At 53.1% G+C, this 22,354-nt stretch carries 19 protein-coding genes; 12 read left to right on the top strand and 7 right to left on the bottom strand.

The features are described from left to right. Positions 1 to 97 precede the first annotated feature (97 nt). The 9 genes from ACT3TR_RS02925 (at position 98) to ACT3TR_RS02885 (ending at position 9,474) form a co-directional block, all read left to right on the top strand. Positions 98 to 1,105 (top strand): TRAP transporter substrate-binding protein, encoded by a 1,008-nt coding sequence (locus ACT3TR_RS02925; RefSeq protein ID WP_444624556.1) that lies wholly within the window; start codon positions 98 to 100, stop codon positions 1,103 to 1,105. A gap of 59 nt (positions 1,106 to 1,164) precedes the next feature. After that, complete coding sequence (locus tag ACT3TR_RS02920; protein ID WP_444624557.1) at positions 1,165 to 1,701, top strand: TRAP transporter small permease; 537 nt, start codon at positions 1,165 to 1,167, stop codon at positions 1,699 to 1,701. 3 nt (positions 1,702 to 1,704) lie between these two features. Next, on the top strand, positions 1,705 to 2,985 hold the full coding sequence (locus tag ACT3TR_RS02915) for a TRAP transporter large permease (RefSeq protein WP_444624558.1): 1,281 nt from the start codon (positions 1,705 to 1,707) through the stop codon (positions 2,983 to 2,985). A gap of 37 nt (positions 2,986 to 3,022) precedes the next feature. Next, entirely contained in the window at positions 3,023 to 4,159 is a 1,137-nt protein-coding gene (locus ACT3TR_RS02910; protein WP_444624559.1) for a mandelate racemase/muconate lactonizing enzyme family protein, read from the top strand. 83 nt (positions 4,160 to 4,242) lie between these two features. Next, positions 4,243 to 5,031: an amidohydrolase family protein gene (locus ACT3TR_RS02905; protein WP_444624560.1), complete on the top strand. Its 789-nt coding sequence runs from the start codon at positions 4,243 to 4,245 to the stop codon at positions 5,029 to 5,031. Between the two features lie 104 nt (positions 5,032 to 5,135). Next, positions 5,136 to 5,936 (top strand): NAD-dependent epimerase/dehydratase family protein, encoded by an 801-nt coding sequence (locus tag ACT3TR_RS02900; RefSeq protein ID WP_444624561.1) that lies wholly within the window; start codon positions 5,136 to 5,138, stop codon positions 5,934 to 5,936. 65 nt (positions 5,937 to 6,001) lie between these two features. Continuing rightward, positions 6,002 to 6,757 (top strand): FadR/GntR family transcriptional regulator, encoded by a 756-nt coding sequence (locus ACT3TR_RS02895; RefSeq protein ID WP_444624562.1) that lies wholly within the window; start codon positions 6,002 to 6,004, stop codon positions 6,755 to 6,757. 28 nt (positions 6,758 to 6,785) lie between these two features. Next, positions 6,786 to 8,360: an aldehyde dehydrogenase (NADP(+)) gene (locus ACT3TR_RS02890; RefSeq protein ID WP_444624563.1), complete on the top strand. Its 1,575-nt coding sequence runs from the start codon at positions 6,786 to 6,788 to the stop codon at positions 8,358 to 8,360. Between the two features lie 100 nt (positions 8,361 to 8,460). Then, on the top strand, positions 8,461 to 9,474 hold the full coding sequence (locus tag ACT3TR_RS02885; RefSeq protein WP_444624564.1) for an Ldh family oxidoreductase: 1,014 nt from the start codon (positions 8,461 to 8,463) through the stop codon (positions 9,472 to 9,474). Positions 9,475 to 9,543: 69 nt separating this feature from the next. Here ACT3TR_RS02885 and ACT3TR_RS02880 read toward each other — a convergent pair whose 3' ends face one another. Then, positions 9,544 to 10,932: an aminotransferase-like domain-containing protein gene (locus tag ACT3TR_RS02880; protein ID WP_444624565.1), complete on the bottom strand. Its 1,389-nt coding sequence runs from the start codon at positions 10,930 to 10,932 to the stop codon at positions 9,544 to 9,546. 187 nt (positions 10,933 to 11,119) lie between these two features. Here ACT3TR_RS02880 and ACT3TR_RS02875 point away from each other — a divergent pair, with 187 nt between their 5' ends. Next, positions 11,120 to 12,274: an MFS transporter gene (locus ACT3TR_RS02875; RefSeq protein WP_444624566.1), complete on the top strand. Its 1,155-nt coding sequence runs from the start codon at positions 11,120 to 11,122 to the stop codon at positions 12,272 to 12,274. 18 nt (positions 12,275 to 12,292) lie between these two features. Here the strand turns inward: ACT3TR_RS02875 and ACT3TR_RS02870 are convergent, their stop codons facing one another. Beyond that, positions 12,293 to 13,225: a cation diffusion facilitator family transporter gene (locus ACT3TR_RS02870; RefSeq protein ID WP_096282416.1), complete on the bottom strand. Its 933-nt coding sequence runs from the start codon at positions 13,223 to 13,225 to the stop codon at positions 12,293 to 12,295. Positions 13,226 to 13,441: 216 nt separating this feature from the next. Between ACT3TR_RS02870 and ACT3TR_RS02865 the strand changes: the two genes are divergently transcribed. Then, positions 13,442 to 14,278, top strand: a complete 837-nt coding sequence (locus ACT3TR_RS02865; protein WP_444624567.1) for an alpha/beta fold hydrolase — start codon at positions 13,442 to 13,444, stop codon at positions 14,276 to 14,278. 80 nt (positions 14,279 to 14,358) lie between these two features. On the opposite strand, the gene ACT3TR_RS02860 is transcribed toward ACT3TR_RS02865, so the two are convergent. Both ACT3TR_RS02860 and ACT3TR_RS02855 read right to left on the bottom strand, forming a co-directional pair. Further along, on the bottom strand, positions 14,359 to 14,928 hold the full coding sequence (locus ACT3TR_RS02860; RefSeq protein WP_444624568.1) for a carboxymuconolactone decarboxylase family protein: 570 nt from the start codon (positions 14,926 to 14,928) through the stop codon (positions 14,359 to 14,361). 33 nt (positions 14,929 to 14,961) lie between these two features. Then, positions 14,962 to 16,287, bottom strand: a complete 1,326-nt coding sequence (locus tag ACT3TR_RS02855; RefSeq protein ID WP_444624569.1) for an aspartate aminotransferase family protein — start codon at positions 16,285 to 16,287, stop codon at positions 14,962 to 14,964. A gap of 250 nt (positions 16,288 to 16,537) precedes the next feature. Between ACT3TR_RS02855 and ACT3TR_RS02850 the strand changes: the two genes are divergently transcribed. Next, positions 16,538 to 17,437, top strand: coding sequence for a MurR/RpiR family transcriptional regulator (locus ACT3TR_RS02850; RefSeq protein WP_444624570.1), 900 nt, complete (start codon positions 16,538 to 16,540; stop codon positions 17,435 to 17,437). Here the strand turns inward: ACT3TR_RS02850 and nirD are convergent. Genes nirD through ACT3TR_RS02835 form a run of 3 tightly spaced genes read right to left on the bottom strand, consistent with a single transcriptional unit; the run spans position 17,406 to position 21,755 of the window. Then, the gene (gene nirD, locus ACT3TR_RS02845; RefSeq protein ID WP_444624571.1) at positions 17,406 to 17,825 is read right to left on the bottom strand and encodes a nitrite reductase small subunit NirD; all 420 of its coding nucleotides are present in this window, start codon (positions 17,823 to 17,825) and stop codon (positions 17,406 to 17,408) included. The two genes, ACT3TR_RS02850 and nirD, sit on opposite strands and share 32 nt — an antisense overlap. A 46-nt stretch (positions 17,826 to 17,871) precedes the next feature. Next, a complete protein-coding gene (gene nirB, locus ACT3TR_RS02840) occupies positions 17,872 to 20,385 on the bottom strand; it encodes a nitrite reductase large subunit NirB (RefSeq protein WP_444624772.1) in 2,514 nt (837 codons plus the stop codon). Between the two features lie 53 nt (positions 20,386 to 20,438). Next, positions 20,439 to 21,755, bottom strand: a complete 1,317-nt coding sequence (locus tag ACT3TR_RS02835) for an NAD(P)/FAD-dependent oxidoreductase (RefSeq protein ID WP_441685251.1) — start codon at positions 21,753 to 21,755, stop codon at positions 20,439 to 20,441. Positions 21,756 to 22,354 lie beyond the last annotated feature (599 nt).

Raw genomic sequence — 22,354 nt, 5'->3', positions numbered from 1 at the left:
GCCACTCAATGCCTGATCGATTTGGCCCTATAAGTACTAACAGACGCGACATAAGTATCTTCGACTAAAAGCTATCAATAACAAAAGGATGTTCGAAATGCGCACCAATAACCGTACGAAAAAAAGCCCTTTGAAGACCCTAGCACCTATCGTTGGCGCAGCTGCATTAGTAGCCTTTGCGCTGCCTGCGCAAGCGGAAGACTGGCGCGGGTGGAACATTCATCCAGATGGTTATCCCAACTCCGTGGCGCTCAAGGAGTTTGCTGAGGCTGTGGCTGAGCAAACGGAAGGGCGCGTTAATCCACGCGTCTATAATAATGCCGTGTTAGGTGATCAGTCGGACGCCATTGAGCAGACCCGCAACGGGGCGTTGGACTTTGCCAATTTTAATATGGGGCCGATGGGGCCGATTGTTAAAGAAACCAATGTTTTCTCATTACCTTTTTTGTTCAACAATATTGAACACATGCACACGGTAATGGATGGTGAAATTGGCGACCGCTTTGCTGATGCCTTAGAGGAAAAAGGCCTAGTTGCGCTTTCTTGGTTTGATTCAGGCGCACGCAGTATTTACAACACCAAGCGGCCCATTAACACGCCCGAAGATGTTCAAGGCTTAAAGATTCGCGTTATGAACAATGATCTTTATGTCGAGATGATGGAGGCGCTGGGCGGTAATGCTACGCCGATGTCGTATGGAGAGGTTTATCAGAGTTTAACCACTGGCGTGCTTGATGGTGCTGAAAATAACTTTCCCTCTTTTGAATCAAGTAATCACTACGAAACAACCGATTACTTCTCACTAACCGAACACTTGATCATTCCTGAGTGTTTGTGTGTCGCTAAAGCTAGCTGGGATGACCTTTCAGAGGAAGATCAAACCATTATCAGTGGCCTCGCCGAAGAAGCTTCACAACGTCAGCGTGAGCTTTGGGTAGAAAGCTCTGAAGAGAGCCGTCAAATCGTTCTAGACCATGGCGTTGAAATCAATGAAGTAGAAGATAAGGCTGCCTTCCAGGCGCTTATGGAACCTATGTATGAAAACTTCATTGCTAACAACCCAGGCACAGGCGAGCTGATCGAGGAAATTCGCGCAGCTGAGTGATTTTCTATTGATGTGCTTCCGGCAGCTAGTCACTGCCGGAAGCTTAAAAGGAATGTGTCGTGAGTAACAAAATCGAACCACCCCTTGATGATCAGCACTTAGCAGAAAGCGGCACGCTTGATCGAGCCTTAAATAATATTGCTGCATTATGCATCCTTATCGCGGGCATTTTGTTAGTCATCCTGATTGCTATATTCGGGTGGTTAGTTTTTGGCCGGTATGCGCTAAATAATACGCCCACATGGGTCGAACAGGCTGCACTGGTGCTGGTTGTATATATCACCTGCTTAGGCGCAGCGGCGGGCGTAAGACACCATACCCATCTCAATATTGATTTTATTCGTGAAAGGTTCGCGGGGCCTTTACGCGATGTAATGCACCATATGTCAGACCTTTTTATCTTCTCCTTTGGTGGGTTTATGGCCTTCCAGGGTTGGACGTTGGTGATGACCAACTTAGAAAGAGCTATTCCCATGATCGGTATGTCAGAAAGTTGGCGTGCGGCCCCTCTGGTGATATGTGGCGTGTTAATCATGCTTTTTTCAGCCACTGATATAGCGCAGCGCTTACTAACTCGAAAAGTGAAGAGGGTATAAACGATGGGTCTTATGATTCTTTTCGGGATATTTTTTCTAGGCCTTTTAGTCGGTGCACCGGTCGCATTTGCTGTTGGCTTAGCTGCGGTGGTGACCTTTTTATATGAAGGCTTGCCTCTGTTTGTTGCTTTTCAACGCATTCTTTCAGGCATTTCCGTTTTTTCATTACTCGCTATTCCCTTCTTTATCTTCGCCGGCGAGCTAATGATGCATGGTGGTATTTCCACGCGCCTTGTGCGCCTAGCCTCGGCCATGGTGGGTAAAGTACGTGGCGGTTTGGGAATGGTGAATATCAGTTCTTCCATGTTGTTCGGGGGTATCTCCGGCTCGGCAGTGGCGGATACCTCTGCGTTAGGCTCCATTCTAATTCCTGTTATGAAAGAGAAAGGCTATGACGCCGACTATGCCGTGAACGTTACGGTGACCTCGTCGGTCGCTGGTGTGGTGATTCCGCCGAGCCATAATATGATTCTTTATGCGGTAGCAGCAGGCGGTGGTATCTCTGTTACCCAACTATTTATTGCTGGCATTGTGCCCGGTATTTTGATGTGCCTGAGTCTTGCTGTGGCAGCCTATGTTGTCGCAGTAAAGCGCGGCTATAAAGGCGAAGCATTCCCTGGTTGGAATGCGTTAATTATTAGCTTTATTGCCTCACTCCCGGGACTTATGACCGCGGTGATCATTGTCGGTGGGGTGCTGTCAGGCATTCTAACCGTTACGGAGTCGGGAGCCTTCGGCGCCATTTACGCGATTGCTGTGACCGGTCTCGTTTATCGCGAGTTGACCTGGGCCTCTTTTAAAGCGGCTGTAGTGCAATCGGTAAAAACCACCTCGCTGGTAATGATCTTAGTCGGCTGCGCATCGGCCTTCTCCTACCTGCTTGCGCTCTACAATGTCCCGGAAATGCTGACGACAGGCCTGATGGCTATTTCCGATAAGCCGGTCGTGATTTTTCTGATGCTCAATATCATCTTGTTGATTTTGGGCATGATTATGGACATGGCGGCGTTAATTCTGATCTGTACGCCTATTTTTCTACCGGTGGCTATGCAGTTCGGAATGGATCCGATTCAGTTCGGCATCATTATGATGATGAACTTGGGACTAGGCTTGTGTACCCCCCCAGTAGGCGCGTGTCTGTTTGTTGGCTGTGTGATCGGCAAGATTAAAATTGAAGAAGCGGTGCGTACTATTTGGCCGTTTTTCTTGGCGCTTTTTGTTGCCTTAATGCTGGTGACCTATGTGCCCGCTATCTCATTGACGCTACCAGGCTTTTTCCGCTAAGGCTTCGTAAGTTGAGCTGCTAAGGGATAGATCGATTATGAAAGTAGTTGCTGTGAACACCCATATACTTGATTACCAGCTTGAGACGGCGTTCGAGAGTGCCTCGATGCACTTTTCGCGCCGCCAACACTGCTTGGTCGAAGTCATCTGTGATGATGGCACCATTGGATGGGGCGAGTGCTTAGGGCCGGCGAAGCCTAATGCCGCGATTGTCGACGTATACGCGCAGTCGTTAATAGGTGAAGACCCGTTGCAAACGGAGAAAGTTTGGCTCTCTCTTTACAACCGGCTGCGAGATCAAGGGCAGCGTGGTTTAACCATGACGGCGCTGAGCGGTATTGATATAGCGCTATGGGATATTAAGGGTAAGCACTTTGGCGTGCCGATATCGACGCTGCTGGGCGGCCGTTTTCGAGATAGTGTGCGTGCTTATGCTACTGGTTCGTTCCGGCGTGCGGGCGTTGATCGTGTTACGGATGTCGCCGCTGAGGTGGCGGGCTATCGTCGTGAAGGCTTCCATGCGGTCAAAATTAAAATTGGTTTTGACGTTGAGGAAGATCTGGCCGTCATTGCCGCCGTACGTGATGCTATCGGACCTGATATGCGTCTGATGATTGATGCCAATCATGGCTATGACTATCTAGAAGCCATTGAGGTTGGTCGCCGCGCTGCGCCGCTGGGTATCGACTGGTTTGAAGAGCCCGTGCTACCCGAGCAAATCGCTACCTATGAAGCCGTTCGAGCCGATCAACCGATCCCTGTTGCCAGCGGTGAAAACTGGCATGGTCGCTACGCCATGCATGAGCCGCTTGCGCGCCGCGCAGTGGATATTGTGCAGCCGGATATTTGCGGTGTGGGGGGCTTCAGCGAAATGCGGCGAGTGGCGGATATGGCGGCTATGCACGGCGTGCGTTTAGTGCCACATGTCTGGGGGACTGCTGTATGTATAGCAGCAAGCCTGCAGTTCATGGCGGCTCTGGCGCCCAATCCGCCACGGCGCAATCCGATTGAACCCATTATGGAGTTTGATCGCACCGAGAACCCTTTTCGTCAGGCTATTGTCCACACCGCTCTTGAACACCGTCAGGGCGTTATGACAATCCCGGATGGCCCGGGATTAGGTATTGAAATTAATCGAGATGCGCTGGTCACCTACGCACTTAGGGAGAAGTAACCTTGTCTATCCCCACGAATACACGGCTGCTAAGCGGTAAACCACCTCTCCTAAAGGCGCCTGCAGGGGCGACCGATTGTCATATGCATCTATATTTACCTGGCTATGAATCCCAGCCGGGTGGACCCAATATCGCTGAGTTGGCGACGGTTTCTGATTATCAACAAGTCCAGAAATGGCTTTCTCTGGAACGCGTTGTGGTAACACAATCCAATGCCTATCAATTTGATAACCGAGCCATTTTGCAAGGGGTTAAAGAAATTGGACAGGAGCGCGCCCGCGCCATTGTGGCAGTAGCCCCCGGTGCTTCTGAATCACAGATTGAGTCGATGCATGCCCAGGGTGCACGCGGTGCCAGGATCATGCAGCTACCCGGTGGCGCAGTGGGAATTGCAGAGTTGGCCGCTGTCGAAAAGTGTGTGCGTCCCTTTGGCTGGCACTTAATGGTGCAGTTTAATGGTCGTGAAATAGATGACTACATGACAACGCTGAAAGCGATTGAAACCGACTATATTATCGATCATATCGGCAAGTTCATGCCTCCCGTGGCCGCTGACGATGCACGGGTTGATCAGATGCTAAGTTTGCTAGATCGCGGAAATGCATGGATTAAAATTTGCGGGGGCTATGAAACCAGCCTAACCGGCGGCCCCGATTATGCCGACGTAGATCCGATTGCCAAGCGACTTATCCAGCATGCGCCTGAGCGCGTTATCTGGGGTTCGAACTGGCCTCATGTTGGCGTTCCTCGGGAGCACTACCCTGATGATGCTGATCAGTTAGACGTCTTGCTGCACTGGGCCGATGAGAATGTGCGCCAAAAAATTCTTGTGGATAACCCTGCCTCACTATACGGCTTTGAAAGGGCCTAGTTTTAAAGTTCACTCATTTATGGAGCTCGATTTTTTGAGGCTTTAGGTGTTGTTGAAACGTTACGTTTTCAAACGTAGCCTTTATAAAAGAATAAGGAGTTTATATGTTAAATCGCATTCTCGTTACCGGCGCAGCGGGCGGGCTGGGCAAAAGCCTACGACCTCATTTGTCGAAGCTTGCCAAGCATGTGCGGCTTTCCGACATTGCAGATTTAGGCACGCCGGGGGAGGGTGAAGAGCTAGTTCAAGCTGACCTTAATGATATGCAGGCGGTCGCTGACCTAGTGCGTGATTGCGATGGCATTGTTCATCTTGGTGGTATGTCGCTAGAGAGCCCGTGGGAGGCCATCTTACAGGCCAACATCATGGGGACTTACCACCTCTATGAAGCCGCGCGCAAACAGGGTAAGCCGCGCATTGTGTTTGCTAGTTCCAATCACGCTATAGGCTTTTACGAGCGACATCAGCGTATCGATACCCAAGCAGTGCAAAAGCCAGATTCTTTGTATGGCGTTTCGAAATGTTTCGGTGAAAACCTCGCCAGCCTATATTACGACAAGTTTGGGGTGGAAACGCTGAGCGTCAGAATTGGCTCGTGTTTCGATAAACCTGTCGATACTCGCATGATGGCAACCTGGCTGAGTTTGGGTGATTTTGTTAGTCTCTTAGAACGCGCTTTTATGACCCCGCGCTTAGGCTATACGGTCATCTACGGCGCGTCGGATAATGCCGAAAAGTGGTGGGATAACTCTCATGTAGCCTTCCTAGGCTGGTCGCCGAGAGATAGTTCTGAACCCTGGAGAGCTGAGACGGAAGAGATTGACCGCGATATTGATAGTAACGATTTCGCAGTGCGCTATCATGGGGGCAAATTTACCAAACTAGGCCATCCAGACGACGTCTAATGGTTCTCTCGAGATCTAGGTTGTATAATATAATACAACCTAGCCTTTGATTAAGGATAGCTTTCATGGCCAAGCAAAACGCAACGGCATCTGCCCTAAAACCGCTTCAAGTAACTAAAGTGATGCAGCAGGGAAGCTTGTCCGTTCACGTGGCCAATCAGCTGGAAGCATTGATCACCCAAGGCAAGGTCAGCGTGGGGGAAAAGCTACCTACAGAGAACAGCCTTTGCGATTCCTTTGGTGTGAGTCGCACCGTTATCCGTGAGGCAATTACCCATCTTAAATCCCTGGGGCTAGTAGCGACACGACGTGGCGTAGGTACCACGGTGCTGCGTTCTTCTAGTTTAGAAGCACGACCTGCTGAGCGCATCAATCCGACTACGGTGGAAGATATTTTACATCTTCTGGAGCTGCGTTTGACGTTAGAGCCCGCAGCAGCTGAGCTGGCAGCTTTACGCCATGATGACGAAGACCGTCAGCGATTAGAGACTCAGCATTTAGCCTTTAGCAATGCCTTTGCCCAGAAAAGCCAGGCGCGGGAAGAGGATTATCTTTTTCACTTTGCCATCGCGACGGCGACTAAAAATCCTTTTTTCCAATCTTTTTACAAGCAGTGGAGCCAGAGCGTGATTCCGCGCGCCAAGCTGCTGAGTACCGATATTAACCCTATATCTTCCGAACTTTACTTGGAAAGAGTTCAGGCAGAGCACACGTCCATTATTGAAGCCATTCTTTCCCGCGATGCCCAAGCCGCCCGTGAAACGATGTTTCAACACCTTAACCGGGCGCGCAACATGTACGCAAAATATCGCGACCAGTGAGATCACTGAACCATATGAGGAGCAACGTATGACGATTCAAGGCGAAATGCTAATCGGCCAAAAGTCAGTAACCGGTACACAGGCCAATATCCAAGCGGTTAATCCTGCAACCGGCGAATCCTTAAAGCCAGTGTATGCAGGCGGCAGTCGAGCACACGTTGAGCAAGCTTGCGAGCTGGCCGAAGCAGCGTATAACACCTATCGAGAAACGTCGCTTGAAGAGCGCGCTACGTTTCTTGAAACGATCGCTAGTGAAATTGAAGCTATTGGCAGCGAATTAATTGAGCGTGCCATGGCGGAATCTGGGCTTCCTCAGGCGCGTCTTGAGGGTGAACGTGGCAGAACCTGCGGCCAACTACGTTTATTCGCCTCCGTTGTACGTGCAGGAGAGTGGTTGGATGTTCGTATTGATCCGGCCATGCCAGATCGCCAGCCGCTTCCGCGCGCTGACTTGCGCCAGCGCCATATCGCACTAGGCCCAGTGGCTGTGTTTGGGGCCAGCAACTTCCCGCTTGCATTTTCGGTTGCCGGTGGCGACACGGCATCTGCACTAGCGGCGGGCTGCCCAGTGGTCGTAAAAGGTCACTCTGCGCATCCAGGTACCTCTGAGCTGGTTGGGCGGGCGATTCAAAAAGCCGTAAAAACCTGTGGCTTGCCCGAAGGTGTCTTTTCACTGCTGTTCGGCTCCGGTCGAGAAATCGGTCAGGCGCTGGTCGATGATCCTCGTATTCAGGCGGTGGGTTTCACCGGTTCGCGCAGCGGCGGTACGGCGCTGATGAAAACAGCTCAGGCGCGGCCACAGCCGATTCCGGTTTATGCCGAGATGAGCAGCATTAACCCTGTGTTCTTATTGCCCGCGGCGCTGAAAGCGCGTGGCAAGGCGTTAGGTGAGGCATTTATTGGTTCGCTCAATATGGGCGCCGGCCAGTTCTGCACTAGCCCAGGCCTCGTCATCGCGGTGAAAGGCCCTGAGCTGGACACTTTCATTGAAGCTGCGAAAGGCGCCGTTGAAGTTAGCGGTGCACAGACCATGCTCACTCCAGGCATTCACAGTGCTTATCAAGAGGGTGTTGCTAGCTTGAGCAGTGCGGATAAAGTGCGTGAAGTTGCTCGCGGTAAAGCGGGTGGCGATTACCAATGCCAGACAGGCCTGTTTGCCGCTTCAGCGAGTGACTTCCTTGCTTCAGAAGCGCTACAGGCTGAAGTGTTTGGTGCCAGCTCTTTAGTGATCGAATGCGCTGATGAAGCCGAAGTTAAACGTGTGGCTGAGCAGCTTGAAGGTCAGCTAACCGTAACGCTGCATATGGATGACGCAGACCTGGATGCCGCCAAAGCGCTGCTGCCCACGCTTGAGCGCAAGGCTGGCCGTATTCTGGCCAATGGCTGGCCCACTGGCGTTGAAGTTTGCCATGCCATGGTACACGGCGGGCCGTTCCCGGCAACGTCTGATTCCCGCACGACGTCAGTAGGCACGGCGGCTATCCACCGTTTCCTACGCCCCGTTTGCTACCAGTCATTGCCAGTAGGGCTGCTACCCGAGGCGCTGAAAGATGGTAATCCTCTGAGTACTACACGCTTAGTCGACGGTAAGCGCGAGCTGTAAAAATGCTCGAACGATAGGTAAATAAAAAGCAGGTGCTCGGTACCTGCTTTTTTTAGTGCTTAATAAAAAAACCAATAAAGATAAATAGTTAGGTGATGCTATGAGTAGTGATATTACTATTTCACTAAAGGAAGCCGAAGCACTGAGTAACAAGGTGCTCACTCATAACGGTTTTAGTCAGCCCCATGCCGATGCGATTACCAAAAGCGTCTTGGCGGCACAGCGCGATGAGTGCCACTCGCATGGTTTATATCGATTGATTGGATGTGTCCAGACCGCCCTTAACGACGGTGTTGATACCAGCGCAGAGCCAAGTATTACGGATCAGGCTGCGAGTGTCGTTAAGGTCAATGCGAATAAAGGCTGCTCATTGCTATCGTTTGAGATTGGCAAGCCGATGCTGATAGAAAAAGCTAAAGCGAATGGGATTGCAGCTCTCGCGATTAACAATAGCTTTCATTTCTCAGCCCTGTGGTCTGAGGTTGAGGCACTTTCCGCAGAAGGGCTTGTGGCGTTGGCAATGACGCCGAGCCATGCCTTTGTTGCACCTGCGGGCGGTACTTTGCCTCTTTTAGGTACCAACCCCATCGCGTTTTCCTGGCCGCGCCCTGGTGGAACGCCATATACGTTTGATTTTGCCACCAGTGTGGTCGCTCGCGGCGAGATAGAGCTTCATCGGCGCGCTGGTAAGTCGATTCCCCACGGGTGGGCGATCGATGATGAAGGCAACTCCACTACCGATCCGGTGGCCGCACTAGCGGGTGCCATGCTGCCCTTTGGAAGCTATAAGGGCTCTGCACTTTCTACCATGGTGGAGCTGTTAGCCGGCCCGTTGATTGGCGATCTACTTGGCCATGAAACCCAGGCGGCGAATGCCGAGAAAACCGGTAAGCCCTTTCATGGCGAGCTGATTATTGCGATGTCGCCTGAGGCTTTTCTCGGCAGCCAGGCCGAAAGTCATCTCAAGCATGCCGAAGTTCTTTTCGACAGTATTCTTGGCCAAGGCGCACGCTTGCCTTCCCAGCGGCGCTTTGAAGCTCGGGAAAGAAGTCATGCTAATGGCGTCACGTTCCCCAAAGCGCTGTATGACGAACTCAATGCGTTAGCGAGTTAATCGCTTCGTTAGCAGGTGAGGTAATCGCGCTAATAATCTATTTTAGATGACTCGCTTAGCAGGGCGCTGTTAGCTCGCCGCTTCAATAAACGCTCTCGCTCTTGGGTCTTGCATGTAGGCAACGTTAAGTCGTAACCATGGTGTCGACTGGTGATCAGCAAAGAATAAATGCCCCGGCGATAGCGTGATTTCCCACTGATTAGCCAGTTCAATCAGCATCTCGGGCGAGGTGTCAGAGGGTGGCCTCGCCCAAATAAACATTCCTCCCGCGGGCTCGGTATAAATTTCCCAACCAGCTTTTTTAAGCATCGTGAGTGCTATCGCCATTTGATTGGATAGCTTGGTTCTTAACCGTTCGGTGAGCTTCCGGTAGCTACCGTTTTGCAGCATGGTAATGACGACCTGCTCAGCAAAGCGTGATGCGGAAATGCTGGTCAACATCTTGATATCTACTAAGCGCTGTATCAGCGTCGGCGGGGAAGCGATAAAGCCTACCCGTAACGAAGAAGAAAGACTTTTCGAAAAGCTGCCAAGGTAGAAAACCTGGTTTAAACCGTCTAACGCTGCTAAGCGCGAGGTGGGTGTATGCTGGAAATCCGCGTAGATATCGTCTTCGATAATTTGAAAATCGTGCTGTTCCGCCAACTGTAATACCCGATGCGCAATGGCGGGGGTTAGGGTGCTGCCGGTAGGGTTATGAAACACGCTGTTGATGTAGAAAAGCTTAGGGCGATGCTCGGCTAATAATTGCTCTAAACGCTCGATATCGGGCCCGTCGGCAAGGCGAGGCACACCTATGACGCGGATGCGCTGAAAGTGCAGCAGCCCGAACAGATTATAATAGCCTGGCGACTCTACAAACATCACGTCACCGGGCTCCAAAAGCATCCTTATTATCAGGTCGAGCGAGTGGCTACCTCCGCCGGTCATCACGATCTGCTGTGCGTCCACACCCACGGCCAGCACACGCAAACGCTCTTGAATCAACTCGCGCAGCGCTAGGGGCCCTTGAGGCGTACTGTATTCGAAAATTCCTGCGCGACTGTTGCGTGCTACGTGGCGAATAGCGTGGGTTAGGTCGTCTCCTTCTCGCCAATGGCTGGGCAGCCAACCACAGCCTAACTTGAGCGTGTGCTCATTGGCATTGAAAAGCCCCCACAAGCCGTTTGTGACCTCTTCCAATGCGTCATTAATGGATGGTTGTGAGACTAACGATGCAGCGCTATCCGCGACATAAAATCCTGAACCACGTCGGGAGCACACCAATCCAGCGGCAACCAAACGTTCATAGGCTTCGATTACCGCATTACGGCTAATGTCATGCGTGGCCGCTAAACGGCGAATAGAAGGTAAACGACGGCCACCTCCCGACCCCTGCGTTTCAATCCAATCTCGAATGCTCGCTTCGACCTGCTGCGCAATGGGCGTACCGCCATGCCGATTGATGGATAGTTCCATGAGTGGTCCTGTGGCTTTAAACGGTTCTTAGAAACGGTTCTTAAAAACAATTCTTAGAAACGGTTATTTAAACTGTTCTTTAAAAGAGTGGAACAGTGCTTGGATAATGGTGCTTAAGTGTACCTTACCCAGCGTTGGTGAAAATGCGAGCTTAGCGGTTCACAAAATGATCCGTTAGGAACCGCTCATGAAACGATGTAACGCCATCCGCTTGGCGTTTGCGCTGTGTATGATAACTGCCGGTGTTAATTTACAGGCTCCCCTTTATGATGCGCTAGCGGTTCGCGATGGCTTTGGCGTTGGGGCTACGACCATCGCATTTGCTTGTTACGTGGCGGGCATTGTGCCGGTATTGCTCGGTTTAAACGGTTTGGCAGGCCGAGTGGGGCGCAAGCCATTAATCGTAATTGCCTTGCTGCTAAGCCTGCTCGCAACTGCTATTACTCTGATGGCGCCTAGTTTATTAGGGTTGGGCATTGCTCGCTTTTTACTGGGTGTCGGCATGGGGCTAACGTCAGCGGTAGCGCCCGCTTACATGCAAATGCTTTTTGAAGATCAAAAGAGCGATACCACTAACAGTGCCACGAACGATGCCACGAGCTACGTAACGGCCAGTACGGCGCTTGGGTTTGGTCTAGGGGCTGCCGTTACCAGCCTGTTTATCTTCCACGCGCCCAGCGTATCGCCTCCAAGCCTATGGCTTTACCTGGCGGCGGCCTCGCTGGCGTTGCTGATGATTATCACACTCGATGATTACGCGCCAAATGCGGTTAACAACGCCATGTTGCGCCTTCCAAGCTATCCGCCGGGAACATTGGCGTATGGGCTAGCGATTTTACTAGCCTGGGCAACGGTGGGGTTGGTGATCGCGATACTGCCATCGACATTGCAGAAACACGGCTTATCGGCGTGGAGTGGGTTTGCCATCTTTGGCATTTGCAGCTGCGGCGTGCTTTTCCAACCTTGGGCGAGAAAACTGGCGCCCCGTACCGCAACCGTATTGGGCCTGGTTATTCTACCGCTGGCCTATAGCTTGATTGCTTGGGGTGCGATTCAAGGTTATCTCTTCGTAGTGCTGATCGGCACGGTTGCCGCTAGCAGCGCATGCTATGGATTTATTTATCTCGGGGGATTAAGCGGCGTATTAGAAATTGCCGGTATGTTGTCTACTCAAGCGAGCGCGGGCTATTTTCTGATGGCTTACATGGGTTTCAGTATTCCCGTGATAAGTACGGGAATACTGATTGATGCGGTGGGCCATACGCTCGCGTTAACGCTGTTTGGGCTCGCATTGGTTGGCGGAGTCGTCGTCACCATTGGTTTGTTGCGAAGGGCGCAGTAGTTAGTGCGTCATCGGTACTTAAACGTCCGTTTTGACCAATAGCCCACAAGAGGGTGCTGCCCAACGGGTATCGGCAGTAAACACGACATCGCATACCACCGGCGCGTAATAACGGCGTACTTCGTTATCAATACGGCCGCGCAGTTCGTCTTGGCTTGCGATTGAAACATCGGCTGTTTCAGGCAGCACTACGTGCACCATGACATACAGCATGCGGCCGGGGCGAACCATGCGCACGCGCACCTCTACGGTATCAATGTCAACGAGGCCACGCGCTACGGCTTGGCGTACAGGCTCTGCGATAGCTTCTTCAGGCGTTTTGTTGAGTAATTCTCTTAATGCTTGGGAAGCCATACGTACCGGCACACCTAAGCACAGAATAACGACGGCAATCACCAACACTGAATCCACATAGGGCAGCACGGTGTACCAGCCCATCTGCTCAAAAAGCACCACGAGGCAAAACGCCATCAAGATCGCGGCAGAGATTAAGCTATTCACCATCCAGTTGAGCTTATCGGCGCTAACGAGCGGGCTATTAACATGACGCTGGCTGCGATGCATCACCCAGGCGGTTAGCGAGCAGGCGGCGGTGGCAAAGAGCGCATACAGGACGGCGATTCCCGCCGATATTTCACGGCCACCGGTAAGTAGCGCAGCGACAGCATCCACCAAGGCAAAAATGGATACGCCTAAAATCAGCAGCCCTTTGCATAGATTTACCAGCGACTCAAAATAGTTATACCCGAACGGATAGGATTCACTATCGGGACGACTCGCCAGCTTGCTTACCTTAATCGTCACCAGTGCTATGCTGAAATAGATAAGGTTGAACAACCCATCCAGCAAGATCGCCTGAGAGTTAGATGCCAGCGTGGCGGTAATGCCAGCACAGCCGATCAGCAGTGCCATAAAGGCAGAGAACGCTAACGTACTTGATTCTGTCTTCACGAACTTTTTTGCTCCAATACACACAGAGATAATAGAGCCGGTAAGCATAGCAACTTTGCTAGTTACATACCGAATGCTTGTTTAGCGCAGAGGTGGCTCATGCTCAAATGCGGCCTCACATTAACGATCAAGCCGGATCGTAAGTCCTAACATAAGTTCTAACATCTGATGATGTGTTTGTTTGATTCACTTGACGCCCAATAGGAGAGTTAAACGATGCCAATGCTGAGCGTAGGAACGGAGAAAGGCACGCCGGTAGAACTGTATTACGAAGTTCGCGGAGCGGGTAAGCCCGTTGTGCTCATCCATGGATGGCCGTTAAGCGGGCGTTCCTGGGAAAAGCAGGTGCCTGCGCTGGTGGAGGCGGGCTATAAGGTGATCACCTATGATCGTCGTGGCTTCGGCAGGTCTACTCAGCCCGACGGTGGTTACGACTACAACACACTCGCGTCAGATCTAAAGAAGCTTATCGAAATCCTTGATCTGAATGATACCACCTTGGTGGGCTTTTCAATGGGCGGCGGCGAAGTGGCGCGCTATCTTTCCTGCTACGGCACAGGGCGTGTCAGTAAGGCTGTGTTTGCGTCGGCGGTGCCACCTTATTTGTATAAGTCAGACGACAACCCGGACGGTGGACTGGACGATGCCACGATCAATCAATTTTTAGACGGGGTAACCGGTGATCGTCTCGCGTTTTTAGACGGGTTTACCAAAGACTTTTTTACCGCGGGTGAGCGTAGCGATTTAGTCAGTGAGCCTAACCGCCTTTATCACCGCGATATTGCTGCCTTTGCCTCACCGCAAGCTACTTACGACTGCATCAAAGCGTTCAGCTACACCGATTTCCGCAAAGATTTGCCGAGTATTGATATCCCCACGCTAGTGCTGCACGGCGATTCAGACGGCATCGTGCCATTTGAAGTCAGCGGTAAGCGGGCGCAAGAGATGCTGCCCAATGCGACGCTAGATGTTATCAAAGGCGGGCCCCACGGCGTCAATGCTACCCATCCGGAAGAGTTTAATCAGGCGCTGATTACGTTTCTGAATAGCTAAACAAGTGCTTTATAGGCGCTTTCATCGCCACGATCGCCGCCTACTATAGGCGGCTATTCTGCCTTTATGATCTTCTCAGATTATAGAGAGGCGGCAGTTGGGTTTATCGAAAATAACGCGGGCCTATTCTCTGCTTCCTTGTGAATATTGGTATCAAGGGGCGTGTCGTAGGTCTTGAGCAGATAGCCCAGCACCGAATAGAAACCCACCATCGCAATTAGATCGATCACTGCCTTACGCCCAATGGCTGCTGCTAGTGCGGACTCCTGCTCCGGCGCTAGCATGCGTGCGTCAAATAGCGCATCCACGGCTTGGACGATAAGGCCGTCAACGCCTTCTGGAATCCCTCGAATGGCCGTGATCCGCGCCTCCGAGAAACCCAGCGCGAGCGCTCGGCTGACGTGATGCGCCCATTCATAGGCCGCCTCCATACGCAGGCCCGCGCGCAAAATCACCACTTCGGTCAGCTCGGGCCCTAGTGCATTGTCTTTCACTACATGCTGGCGCAGCGGTGCCCACGCCTTAAGCAGGGCCGGGTGGTGAGCCATGGTGCGATAAACATTCAGTGCACCGGCAAAACCTTCGCGTTGATCGGCAATGTCGCTCGGCCAGTCAGCGTCAGCAATCGGTGGGCAGGGGGATGGCGTCATGAGAGGCTCCGTTCAAGTAGTGCGTTATCGCCGCTATTCTGCGATCGCGGCGTTGATAGCATCGGCAATGCGCTCAATGATTAGATCGATATCGCTGGGCTCAATAATATAAGGCGGCGCCAGCAAAATATGGTCACCGTACGTGCCATCCAGTGTACCGCCCATCGGATAGCTGATCAGGCCCCGTGCCATGGCCTGGCGCTTGATTTTAGCGTGAATCTTTTTAGCCGGATCGAAAGGTGTTTTATGCTCTCGGTCGGCGACTATTTCGATACCGCGAAACAAGCCTCTGCCGCGTATATCGCCAACATGGGGGCAGGCCGCGAGAGCCGCTTCAAGGCCGCTCTGCAACCTCGCACCCATAGCATTAACGTTAGCAAGCGTCTCTGGCCGGGCAATGATCTCAACCACTTTATTGGCAGCGGCGGCCGCAACGGGGTGGCCAATGTACGTATGCCCATGTTGAAACTGGCCTGAACCGTTGGCAAAACTTGCGTATATTTTATCTGACAGTATTACCGCGCCGATGGGCTGATAGCCTCCACCCAGGCCTTTGGCGATGGTGACGATATCCGGTATGACGCCGTCCTGTTCGCAGGCAAACACGGTGCCGGTGCGCCCCATGCCGCACATGACTTCATCAAGAATCAGCAGGACGCCGTACTTATCGCAAATGGCGCGAACGCGCTGAAAGTAATCCGCAACCGAGCCTACCGCACCCAGCGTAGCACCCACCACGGGCTCGGCAACAAAGGCCATGACCTCCTCGGGGCCAAGCGCCAGAATCTTGGCTTCGAGCTCGTCTGCAAGCCGAGCGGCGTAAGCTTCCGGTGGCTCATCAATGCCCTTGTCGCGATAAGCATAGCAGGGCGAGACGTGATGAGTTTCTGGCAAAATGGGCTGAAACTGTTGGCGGCGCATCGCGTTGCCGCCCGTGGCTAAAGCACCAATGGTATTGCCGTGATAGCTCTGGCGTCTGGCGATGATGTGTCGCCGCTGGGGCGCGCCAATCTCCACAAAGTATTGCCGCGCCATCTTCAAAGCGGCTTCAACGGCCTCTGAACCCCCTGAGACCAGATAGACATAATTCAGCCCCTCGGGCGCTAAATCGACTAGTTTCTCCGCAAGCGCTTCAGCAGCATCCGTGGTGAAAAAGGCCGTGTGCGCATAGCAAAGATTATCAATCTGCGAGCGCATGGCGGCCAACACTTCTGGGTGAGCATGGCCGACACTGGTAACGGCAGCACCTCCCGACCCATCAAGATAGCGGCGTCCACTGGTATCAGTGATGTAGACGCCCTGCGCCGACGCAGCATGAGGCAACGTTCCGCCGATGCCGCGATGAAGAATACGTGTCATAGAGTCTGCTCCTTATTACCCTGCCCTGAGTGCTCGGCGGTGTGGGCTTTAGATGATAAGTAGATTGGCACAACTCTATATATTTTAGCAACAAATGGATCATTGTATTTATAATAAAACATTTAGATCATTGTTTTTTTAGATCAGTAGCGTTTAAATCATGGGCTGCTTAGCGGCGAGGACCCTATGTCTCAGCGGCTTGGCTACGAATGATGAATCACTGACATGAGCCGGATAAGAGGCAACACGAATGGCGCAAAGCGACCCTCTGAGAGAGCAGATTATTGCTCAGTACGATGCCATGTCAGGGCAGCTCCAGCAGGCCGCTCGCTACGTGCTTGAGTATCCGGACGAAGTGGCGCTGGTGTCCATGCGCGAGCTGGCGCGTCATGCGGCGGTGCAACCCGCGACGATGACACGGCTTGCAAAGTTCTTAGGCATGCAAGGATACGATGAACTTCGGGCACACTATGCCGCGGCGCTGCGCCGGGGGAGTGACAGCTTTGCTGCGCAGGTTCGCCTGCGCGACAGCGAAGATACCGAGCAGCCCAAAAGCGATATTGCCTCTCATATGCTGCAGGGGCTGAGCGCCCAGATTGCTAGGCTCAGCGAACCTGATTCGCTGCAGCGGCTTGCAGCCGTTGCCGAGCGGCTGGGGTCGGCGAGGAAGGTATACGTGTTAGGTTTGCGCTCGTGCCATTCCGTTGCATGGCATTTCCATTACGTTATGTCACTGTTAAGCGATCGTTCGATCCATCTGGATGGGCCTGCGGGAACCGGTGGAGACGCGCTCATCCGCGCGACGGCGGATGACGTGGTGCTCGTCGTCTCCATCAAACCCTATGCGACTGAGACGCTAGCGCTTGCGCAGCTGGCTAAAGGCAAGGGGCTGGACATTCTTTCGATCACCGACAGCGAAGTTTCACCGCTGGTTGGAATGTCCAAGCACACCATTTTTTGCGCCACGGAAAGCTACAGCTTTTTCCATACGCTCACCCCTGCCTTAGCCGTCTCCGAAGTACTGTGCACCTTATTGGCTGAGCATGATCGAGCTAAATCATTAGACGCCTTGCAGCGTGCCGATGATCATTTTGCGCACCTTAAAACGTATGCCACGGCTACCCCTCAATCCAAACCGCGCCGCCCTTAAAGGCGATTGGCCAGGTGCGTAGCGCGACGCTCTCGTCCTCCAGGCACTGGCCGTCTTCTAAGCGAAAATGCTGCTTGTAGATAGGCGAGGCGACGACGGCCGCGCCTTTTATATCGCCGACGATACCGCGGGCGATCACATTGGCCTTGGAGAACGGATCAAAGTGGTCGAGAGCGTAAAGCTCAGTGGGGCGGCCAGGTAGCGTGGCGGCGTTTGGGTCGACCGGCAAATAGAAAATGGCGACTTGGGCCGGGCCGCTTGCGGTTTCAAACCAAGCGGCAACGCCAGAGAAGGCCACTAGATCGGCCTTGGTACAGATTTTTTGCCACGTCTTTGTGTGGTTGAAGCCTGCCGTATCCATCTCGTCTTTCAATGCAGCTACGGTCATGGGGTGCCTCGTTTTATTCAGTGTCAGGGACAGTGCACAGGATCGCTTACGCCGGGCGTAGCTGGCCGCGCTCGGAGGTCATAATGATCGATGGGTCTGGGCGGTCGTCGTTGACGAAGCTGCGGAAGCGCTTGAGCTTCTCTGGGTCGCTGATGGCGTCGGCCCATTCGCACTGGTAGGTATCCACCACGCTTTGCATCTGGCGCTCCAGTTCGTCGTTGATGCCTAGGCTATCGTCCAAAATCACCTCTTTAAGATACGCCAAGCCGCCGTCTAAATTTTCGCGCCACACGGAAGTGCGCTGTAGCCGGTCGGCGGTGCGTACGTAAAACATCAAGAATCGGTCGATAGTGCGGTAGAGCTGTTCATCGTCAAGATCGGTGGCAAACAGTTCGGCATGGCGCGGGCGCATGCCGCCGTTGCCACAGACGTAGAGATTCCAGCCGTTCTCGGTGGCTATGATGCCGATATCTTTGCTCTGTGCTTCAGCGCATTCGCGGGTGCAGCCGGAAACGCCAAACTTGATCTTGTGAGGAGAGCGCAGACCTTTGTAGCGATTCTCTAACCAGATCGCCATGTCGACGCTGTCCTGCACGCCGTAGCGACACCAGGTGCTGCCCACGCAGGATTTGACCGTGCGCAGCGATTTCCCGTAGGCGTGGCCGGTCTCAAAACCTGCGGCAATCAGTTCGCTCCAGATATCCGGCAGGTCTTCCAAGCGTGCACCGAACAAATCGATTCGCTGACCGCCGGTGACTTTTGAGTAGAGGCTGTATTTTTTAGCGACCTCACCCAGGGTAATCAGTTTGTCAGGCGTGATTTCGCCGCCGGCTACGCGGGGCACGACCGAGTAGGTGCCGTTCTTTTGCATGTTGGCCATGAACGTATCATTGGTATCCTGCAAAGGAATATGCGCGGCATCCGTGATGGGCTCGTTAAAGCAGGAGGCCAGAATTGAACCCACGGCGGGTTTGCAAATATCGCAGCCTAGGCGGTGAGTATCGGGGTTGCCGTGCTTTTCAATTAAATCAGTAAAGGTTTTGATGCCTTCGACGCGGACAATATCGTAGAGCCCTTGGCGGGTATGGGCGAAGTGTTCGCAAATCGATTTGTCGACATCGACGCCGCGAGCTTCCAGCTCATAGTCGACCACGCTTTTGAGTAGCGCGGTACAGCCACCACAGCCGGTGCTGGCTTTCGTGGCGATTTTTACGCCAGCAAGGTCTTCCGCACCGCCGTCAATAGTGGCGCAAATGTCGGCTTTGCTGACGTTATGGCAGGAGCAAATCATTGCCGTTTCCGGCAGTGCGCCGGGGCCAAGGGCAGGGGCCGCACCGCTCTGGGGAAGAATCAGCGATGCGGGCTCAGCAGGCAGTTCAATGCCGTTAGCGTAATACTGCAACAGCGTGTCATACACGCCGTTGTTGCCGACCAGCATAGCGCCGAGCAGTTTTTTACCGTCGCTGGAAACGACTAGCTTGCGGTATTCCTGCTTGATCGGGTCCAAGTAGCGGAACATTCGAGCGCCGGGGTTCTGGTTGCCGTGGGCGTCCCCAATCGAACCGACATCCACGCCCAGGAGTTTGAGCTTGGTACTCATGTCGGCGCCAGCAAAGAGCGTGTCGCCGCCCATCAGTGTGGAAAATGCAGCTTTGGCCATTTGATAGCCGGGCGCAACAAGACCGAAAATACTCTGGTTCCATAGTGCCACCTCGCCAATCGCGAGAATGGCCGGGTCGCTGGTGAGGCACTGATTATCCACCACGATACCGCCACGTTCGCCAATCTCCAGGCCGCAGTCTCCCGCCAGTTGATCGCGAGGCCGAATGCCGGCTGAAAAAACAATCAGGTCGGTTTCAAGGATCTTTTCGTCCTGGAAAACCATGCGATGGCGGCTTGCTTTACCGTCTTCAATACGCTGCGTCGCGCGTTCGGTGAGCACCTGAACGCCCAGCGCTTCAATTTTTTCGCGCAGCAGCCCGCCGCCTTCGTTATCCACCTGCATCGGCATTAGGCGCGGCGCGAACTCGATAACTGCGGTGTCTAAGTTCAAACCACGCAGGGCATTGGCTGCTTCTAACCCCAGTAAACCACCCCCGACGACTACGCCGGTAGTGGCCGTTTCAGCAACTGCGCGAATGGCATCAAGATCGTCCAGCGTGCGATATACCAGGCAGCCCTCACGATGATTGCCGGGAATCGGTGGCACAAACGGATAGGAGCCGGTGGCCAGCACGAGGCGGTCGTAGGGGTAGCGGCCCTGGTCGGTAATAACTTCATTAGCCGCGCGATTAATCTCGATCACCGCTTCACCGCTGCGCAGCTCCACGTTGCTAAGGGCGTAGTAATCCGCTTCGCAAAGCGCCAGAGCATCTGCATCGCGGCCGCTAAAATACTCAGAAAGATGTACTCGGTCATAGGCCCGGTGGCGCTCTTCGCCAAACACGGTGACCTGATAGCGTTCTAGTGCACCGTTCTCGACTAACTGCTCGACCAGGTGGTGGCCGACCATGCCGTTACCAATAATAATAAGCTGCTGTTGGGTAGACGTTGTTTGCATGGATAAGTTTTTAGCAGACCCGCTTTTAGCAGACCAGTTTTTAGCAGACATGACTAAGCTGCCTCCGGCGTTGTGTGAGGTGAGTTTGCATAAGAGACAGACGAATTTTCAGCAGCCGCGCTACGCAGCACTTCAATATCCGCGGCGCCAAACAGTAGCGCCTGGCGGCAGTCATTAAGATTGCTACCTGCGAGTGCTTGCTCGAAGTACCAAGGGCCCAGCGCGGTATCGCCGTAAAGCACCGCGCCTTCAATCTTCCCGTTGCGTAGCAGCACCCGGCGATAGTCGCCGCGTTCGATGTCGCGGTAGCTCAGCACCTCGTGCTCAGCGCTGGGCTGTGTGGGGCCAAATGCATAAAGCGTAATGCCGCTGATCTTGAGTTTGGTGGCGCTGGGGGCATCCCTGTATCCAGGCGTCGCAATGCCGCATAGCGTGGCGGCGAGCACTTCTACCTGCCGCCAAATCGGCTCCACTAAGCCGTAAGTAGCACCGTTAAACTGGCAGCACTCGCCCAGCGCTGAAATGGCCGGATCACTGGTCGTGAGGTATTCATTGACTAAAACGGCATGCTCCGTCGCTAGGCCCGCGTGATGGCCAAGCGCGGCATTGGGTGTAATACCAGCGGCGATAATCACGCTGGTCGCTTCCAGCTTGCGGCCATCAGCAAGATGGACGCTGGTGACTTGGCCCTGGGCATTGCCCTCTAGCCTTACTAGCTGGGCGCCGGTAACGATATTCAAACCGCGCTGGGTCAGGGTGTTTTGCAGCAGGTGTGAGGCGGTCGTATCCAGCTGCCGGTTCATTAGCCGCTCGCTACGCTGGAGCACGCTAACGTGGATATTATTGCCGCGTTTACGTAGCCCTTCGGCGGCTTCTAATCCCAGCAGACCGCCTCCGATAACCACGCTATTGCCTCCTTGAAGGGCAATGGTCTCAAGCGCGGCGGCGTCCTGTAAGTCGCGAAAGCCATGCACGCCGCCAAGCTCAATGCCTGGAATGTCGGGCATTGCCGGGTGGGAACCGGTGGCTAATACCACGTGATCGTAAGTGAGCGTGCGGCCGCTATCGGTGGTGAGCGTTTGATGGGCGCGATCAAGCGTGTCGACTTTTTCGCCAAGTATTAGCGTGATGCCTTGATCTGCGTACCACGCAGCGTCGCGCAGCATCAGTACGTCGGGTTGCATTTCACCAGCGAGCAGCGGCGAGAGTAAAATACGGTTATACGCAGGGGTCGGCTCTGCACCGATGACCGTGATGCGCTGTGGGCGAGTAGGCTGTTTCACCAACGCCTCAATCAGACGATGACTCGCCATGCCGTTTCCGATAATCACCAGATGGCGAATGGATGAGCACTGGGGTGTGGTTTCCATGGGCGGCTCCTCTGTGTCTTTGCGGCTGCTTGAGCACCAAACAAAAAACGCCCCTGCTACACCTTCTAAGCAGAAGAGGTAGCAGGGGCGCCGTTGCCCGATAGCATTTTTAAAATCTTGATATCTAATTAAAAAGCAATTATCTAGCCAACTGTTTTTAAATTATTTTTTTTGTAATTATGTCAGTTGCTTAGAGGGATTTTTAAGGTGGCTAACTTAGCTGCTCGAATGTAAGCCTGCACGGCAATGGTGCGTTAAGTGCTTGGTATGCACTCCCAGGCATCATTTAGCGTGTACTGAGCGGATTTGAGATGCTCGGTTATGATTTTTTTAATTTATAAGCTTCTGTTTTTAAATATTTAATTTAGAAAATAGCGATGAGCGGACTGTCATTTGCAGTTGTCTAATCAATAAGCGAGATAATAAATGAGTTAATAAGCAGTAAGCGCATTGATAGGCGACGGCAGCGAATAACTCCAAAGCCGTTAGAAAAATAAGTAGCCGTTAAAAATGTGTCACTGTCAGGAAATAGGCAGGTGTTAGTGAATTAGTCTGCACCGACGAAGATACGCTGTGGCAACGACGTCCAGCCCTCTTCT

This window comes from Halomonas sp. AOP12-B1-6, from assembly GCF_052379225.1.
GTDB classification, from domain to species: domain Bacteria; phylum Pseudomonadota; class Gammaproteobacteria; order Pseudomonadales; family Halomonadaceae; genus Vreelandella; species Vreelandella casei.
This window is presented reverse-complemented; position numbering and strand designations above follow the sequence as displayed.

Excerpts from the sequence above, each read along its gene's own strand:
- ACT3TR_RS02925 (WP_444624556.1), top strand. The coding sequence starts at position 98 with ATGCGCACCAATAACCGTACGAAAAAAAGCCCTTTGAAGACCCTAGCA.
- ACT3TR_RS02915 (WP_444624558.1), top strand. The coding sequence starts at position 1,705 with ATGGGTCTTATGATTCTTTTCGGGATATTTTTTCTAGGCCTTTTAGTC.
- ACT3TR_RS02910 (WP_444624559.1), top strand. The coding sequence starts at position 3,023 with ATGAAAGTAGTTGCTGTGAACACCCATATACTTGATTACCAGCTTGAG.
- ACT3TR_RS02905 (WP_444624560.1), top strand. The coding sequence starts at position 4,243 with ATGCATCTATATTTACCTGGCTATGAATCCCAGCCGGGTGGACCCAAT.
- ACT3TR_RS02900 (WP_444624561.1), top strand. The coding sequence starts at position 5,136 with ATGTTAAATCGCATTCTCGTTACCGGCGCAGCGGGCGGGCTGGGCAAA.
- ACT3TR_RS02895 (WP_444624562.1), top strand. The coding sequence starts at position 6,002 with ATGGCCAAGCAAAACGCAACGGCATCTGCCCTAAAACCGCTTCAAGTA.
- ACT3TR_RS02890 (WP_444624563.1), top strand. The coding sequence starts at position 6,786 with ATGACGATTCAAGGCGAAATGCTAATCGGCCAAAAGTCAGTAACCGGT.
- ACT3TR_RS02885 (WP_444624564.1), top strand. The coding sequence starts at position 8,461 with ATGAGTAGTGATATTACTATTTCACTAAAGGAAGCCGAAGCACTGAGT.
- ACT3TR_RS02880 (WP_444624565.1), bottom strand. The coding sequence starts at position 10,932 with ATGGAACTATCCATCAATCGGCATGGCGGTACGCCCATTGCGCAGCAG.
- ACT3TR_RS02875 (WP_444624566.1), top strand. The coding sequence starts at position 11,120 with ATGAAACGATGTAACGCCATCCGCTTGGCGTTTGCGCTGTGTATGATA.
- ACT3TR_RS02865 (WP_444624567.1), top strand. The coding sequence starts at position 13,442 with ATGCCAATGCTGAGCGTAGGAACGGAGAAAGGCACGCCGGTAGAACTG.
- ACT3TR_RS02860 (WP_444624568.1), bottom strand. The coding sequence starts at position 14,928 with ATGACGCCATCCCCCTGCCCACCGATTGCTGACGCTGACTGGCCGAGC.
- ACT3TR_RS02855 (WP_444624569.1), bottom strand. The coding sequence starts at position 16,287 with ATGACACGTATTCTTCATCGCGGCATCGGCGGAACGTTGCCTCATGCT.
- ACT3TR_RS02850 (WP_444624570.1), top strand. The coding sequence starts at position 16,538 with ATGGCGCAAAGCGACCCTCTGAGAGAGCAGATTATTGCTCAGTACGAT.
- nirD (WP_444624571.1), bottom strand. The coding sequence starts at position 17,825 with ATGACCGTAGCTGCATTGAAAGACGAGATGGATACGGCAGGCTTCAAC.
- nirB (WP_444624772.1), bottom strand. The coding sequence starts at position 20,385 with ATGCAAACAACGTCTACCCAACAGCAGCTTATTATTATTGGTAACGGC.
- ACT3TR_RS02835 (WP_441685251.1), bottom strand. The coding sequence starts at position 21,755 with ATGGAAACCACACCCCAGTGCTCATCCATTCGCCATCTGGTGATTATC.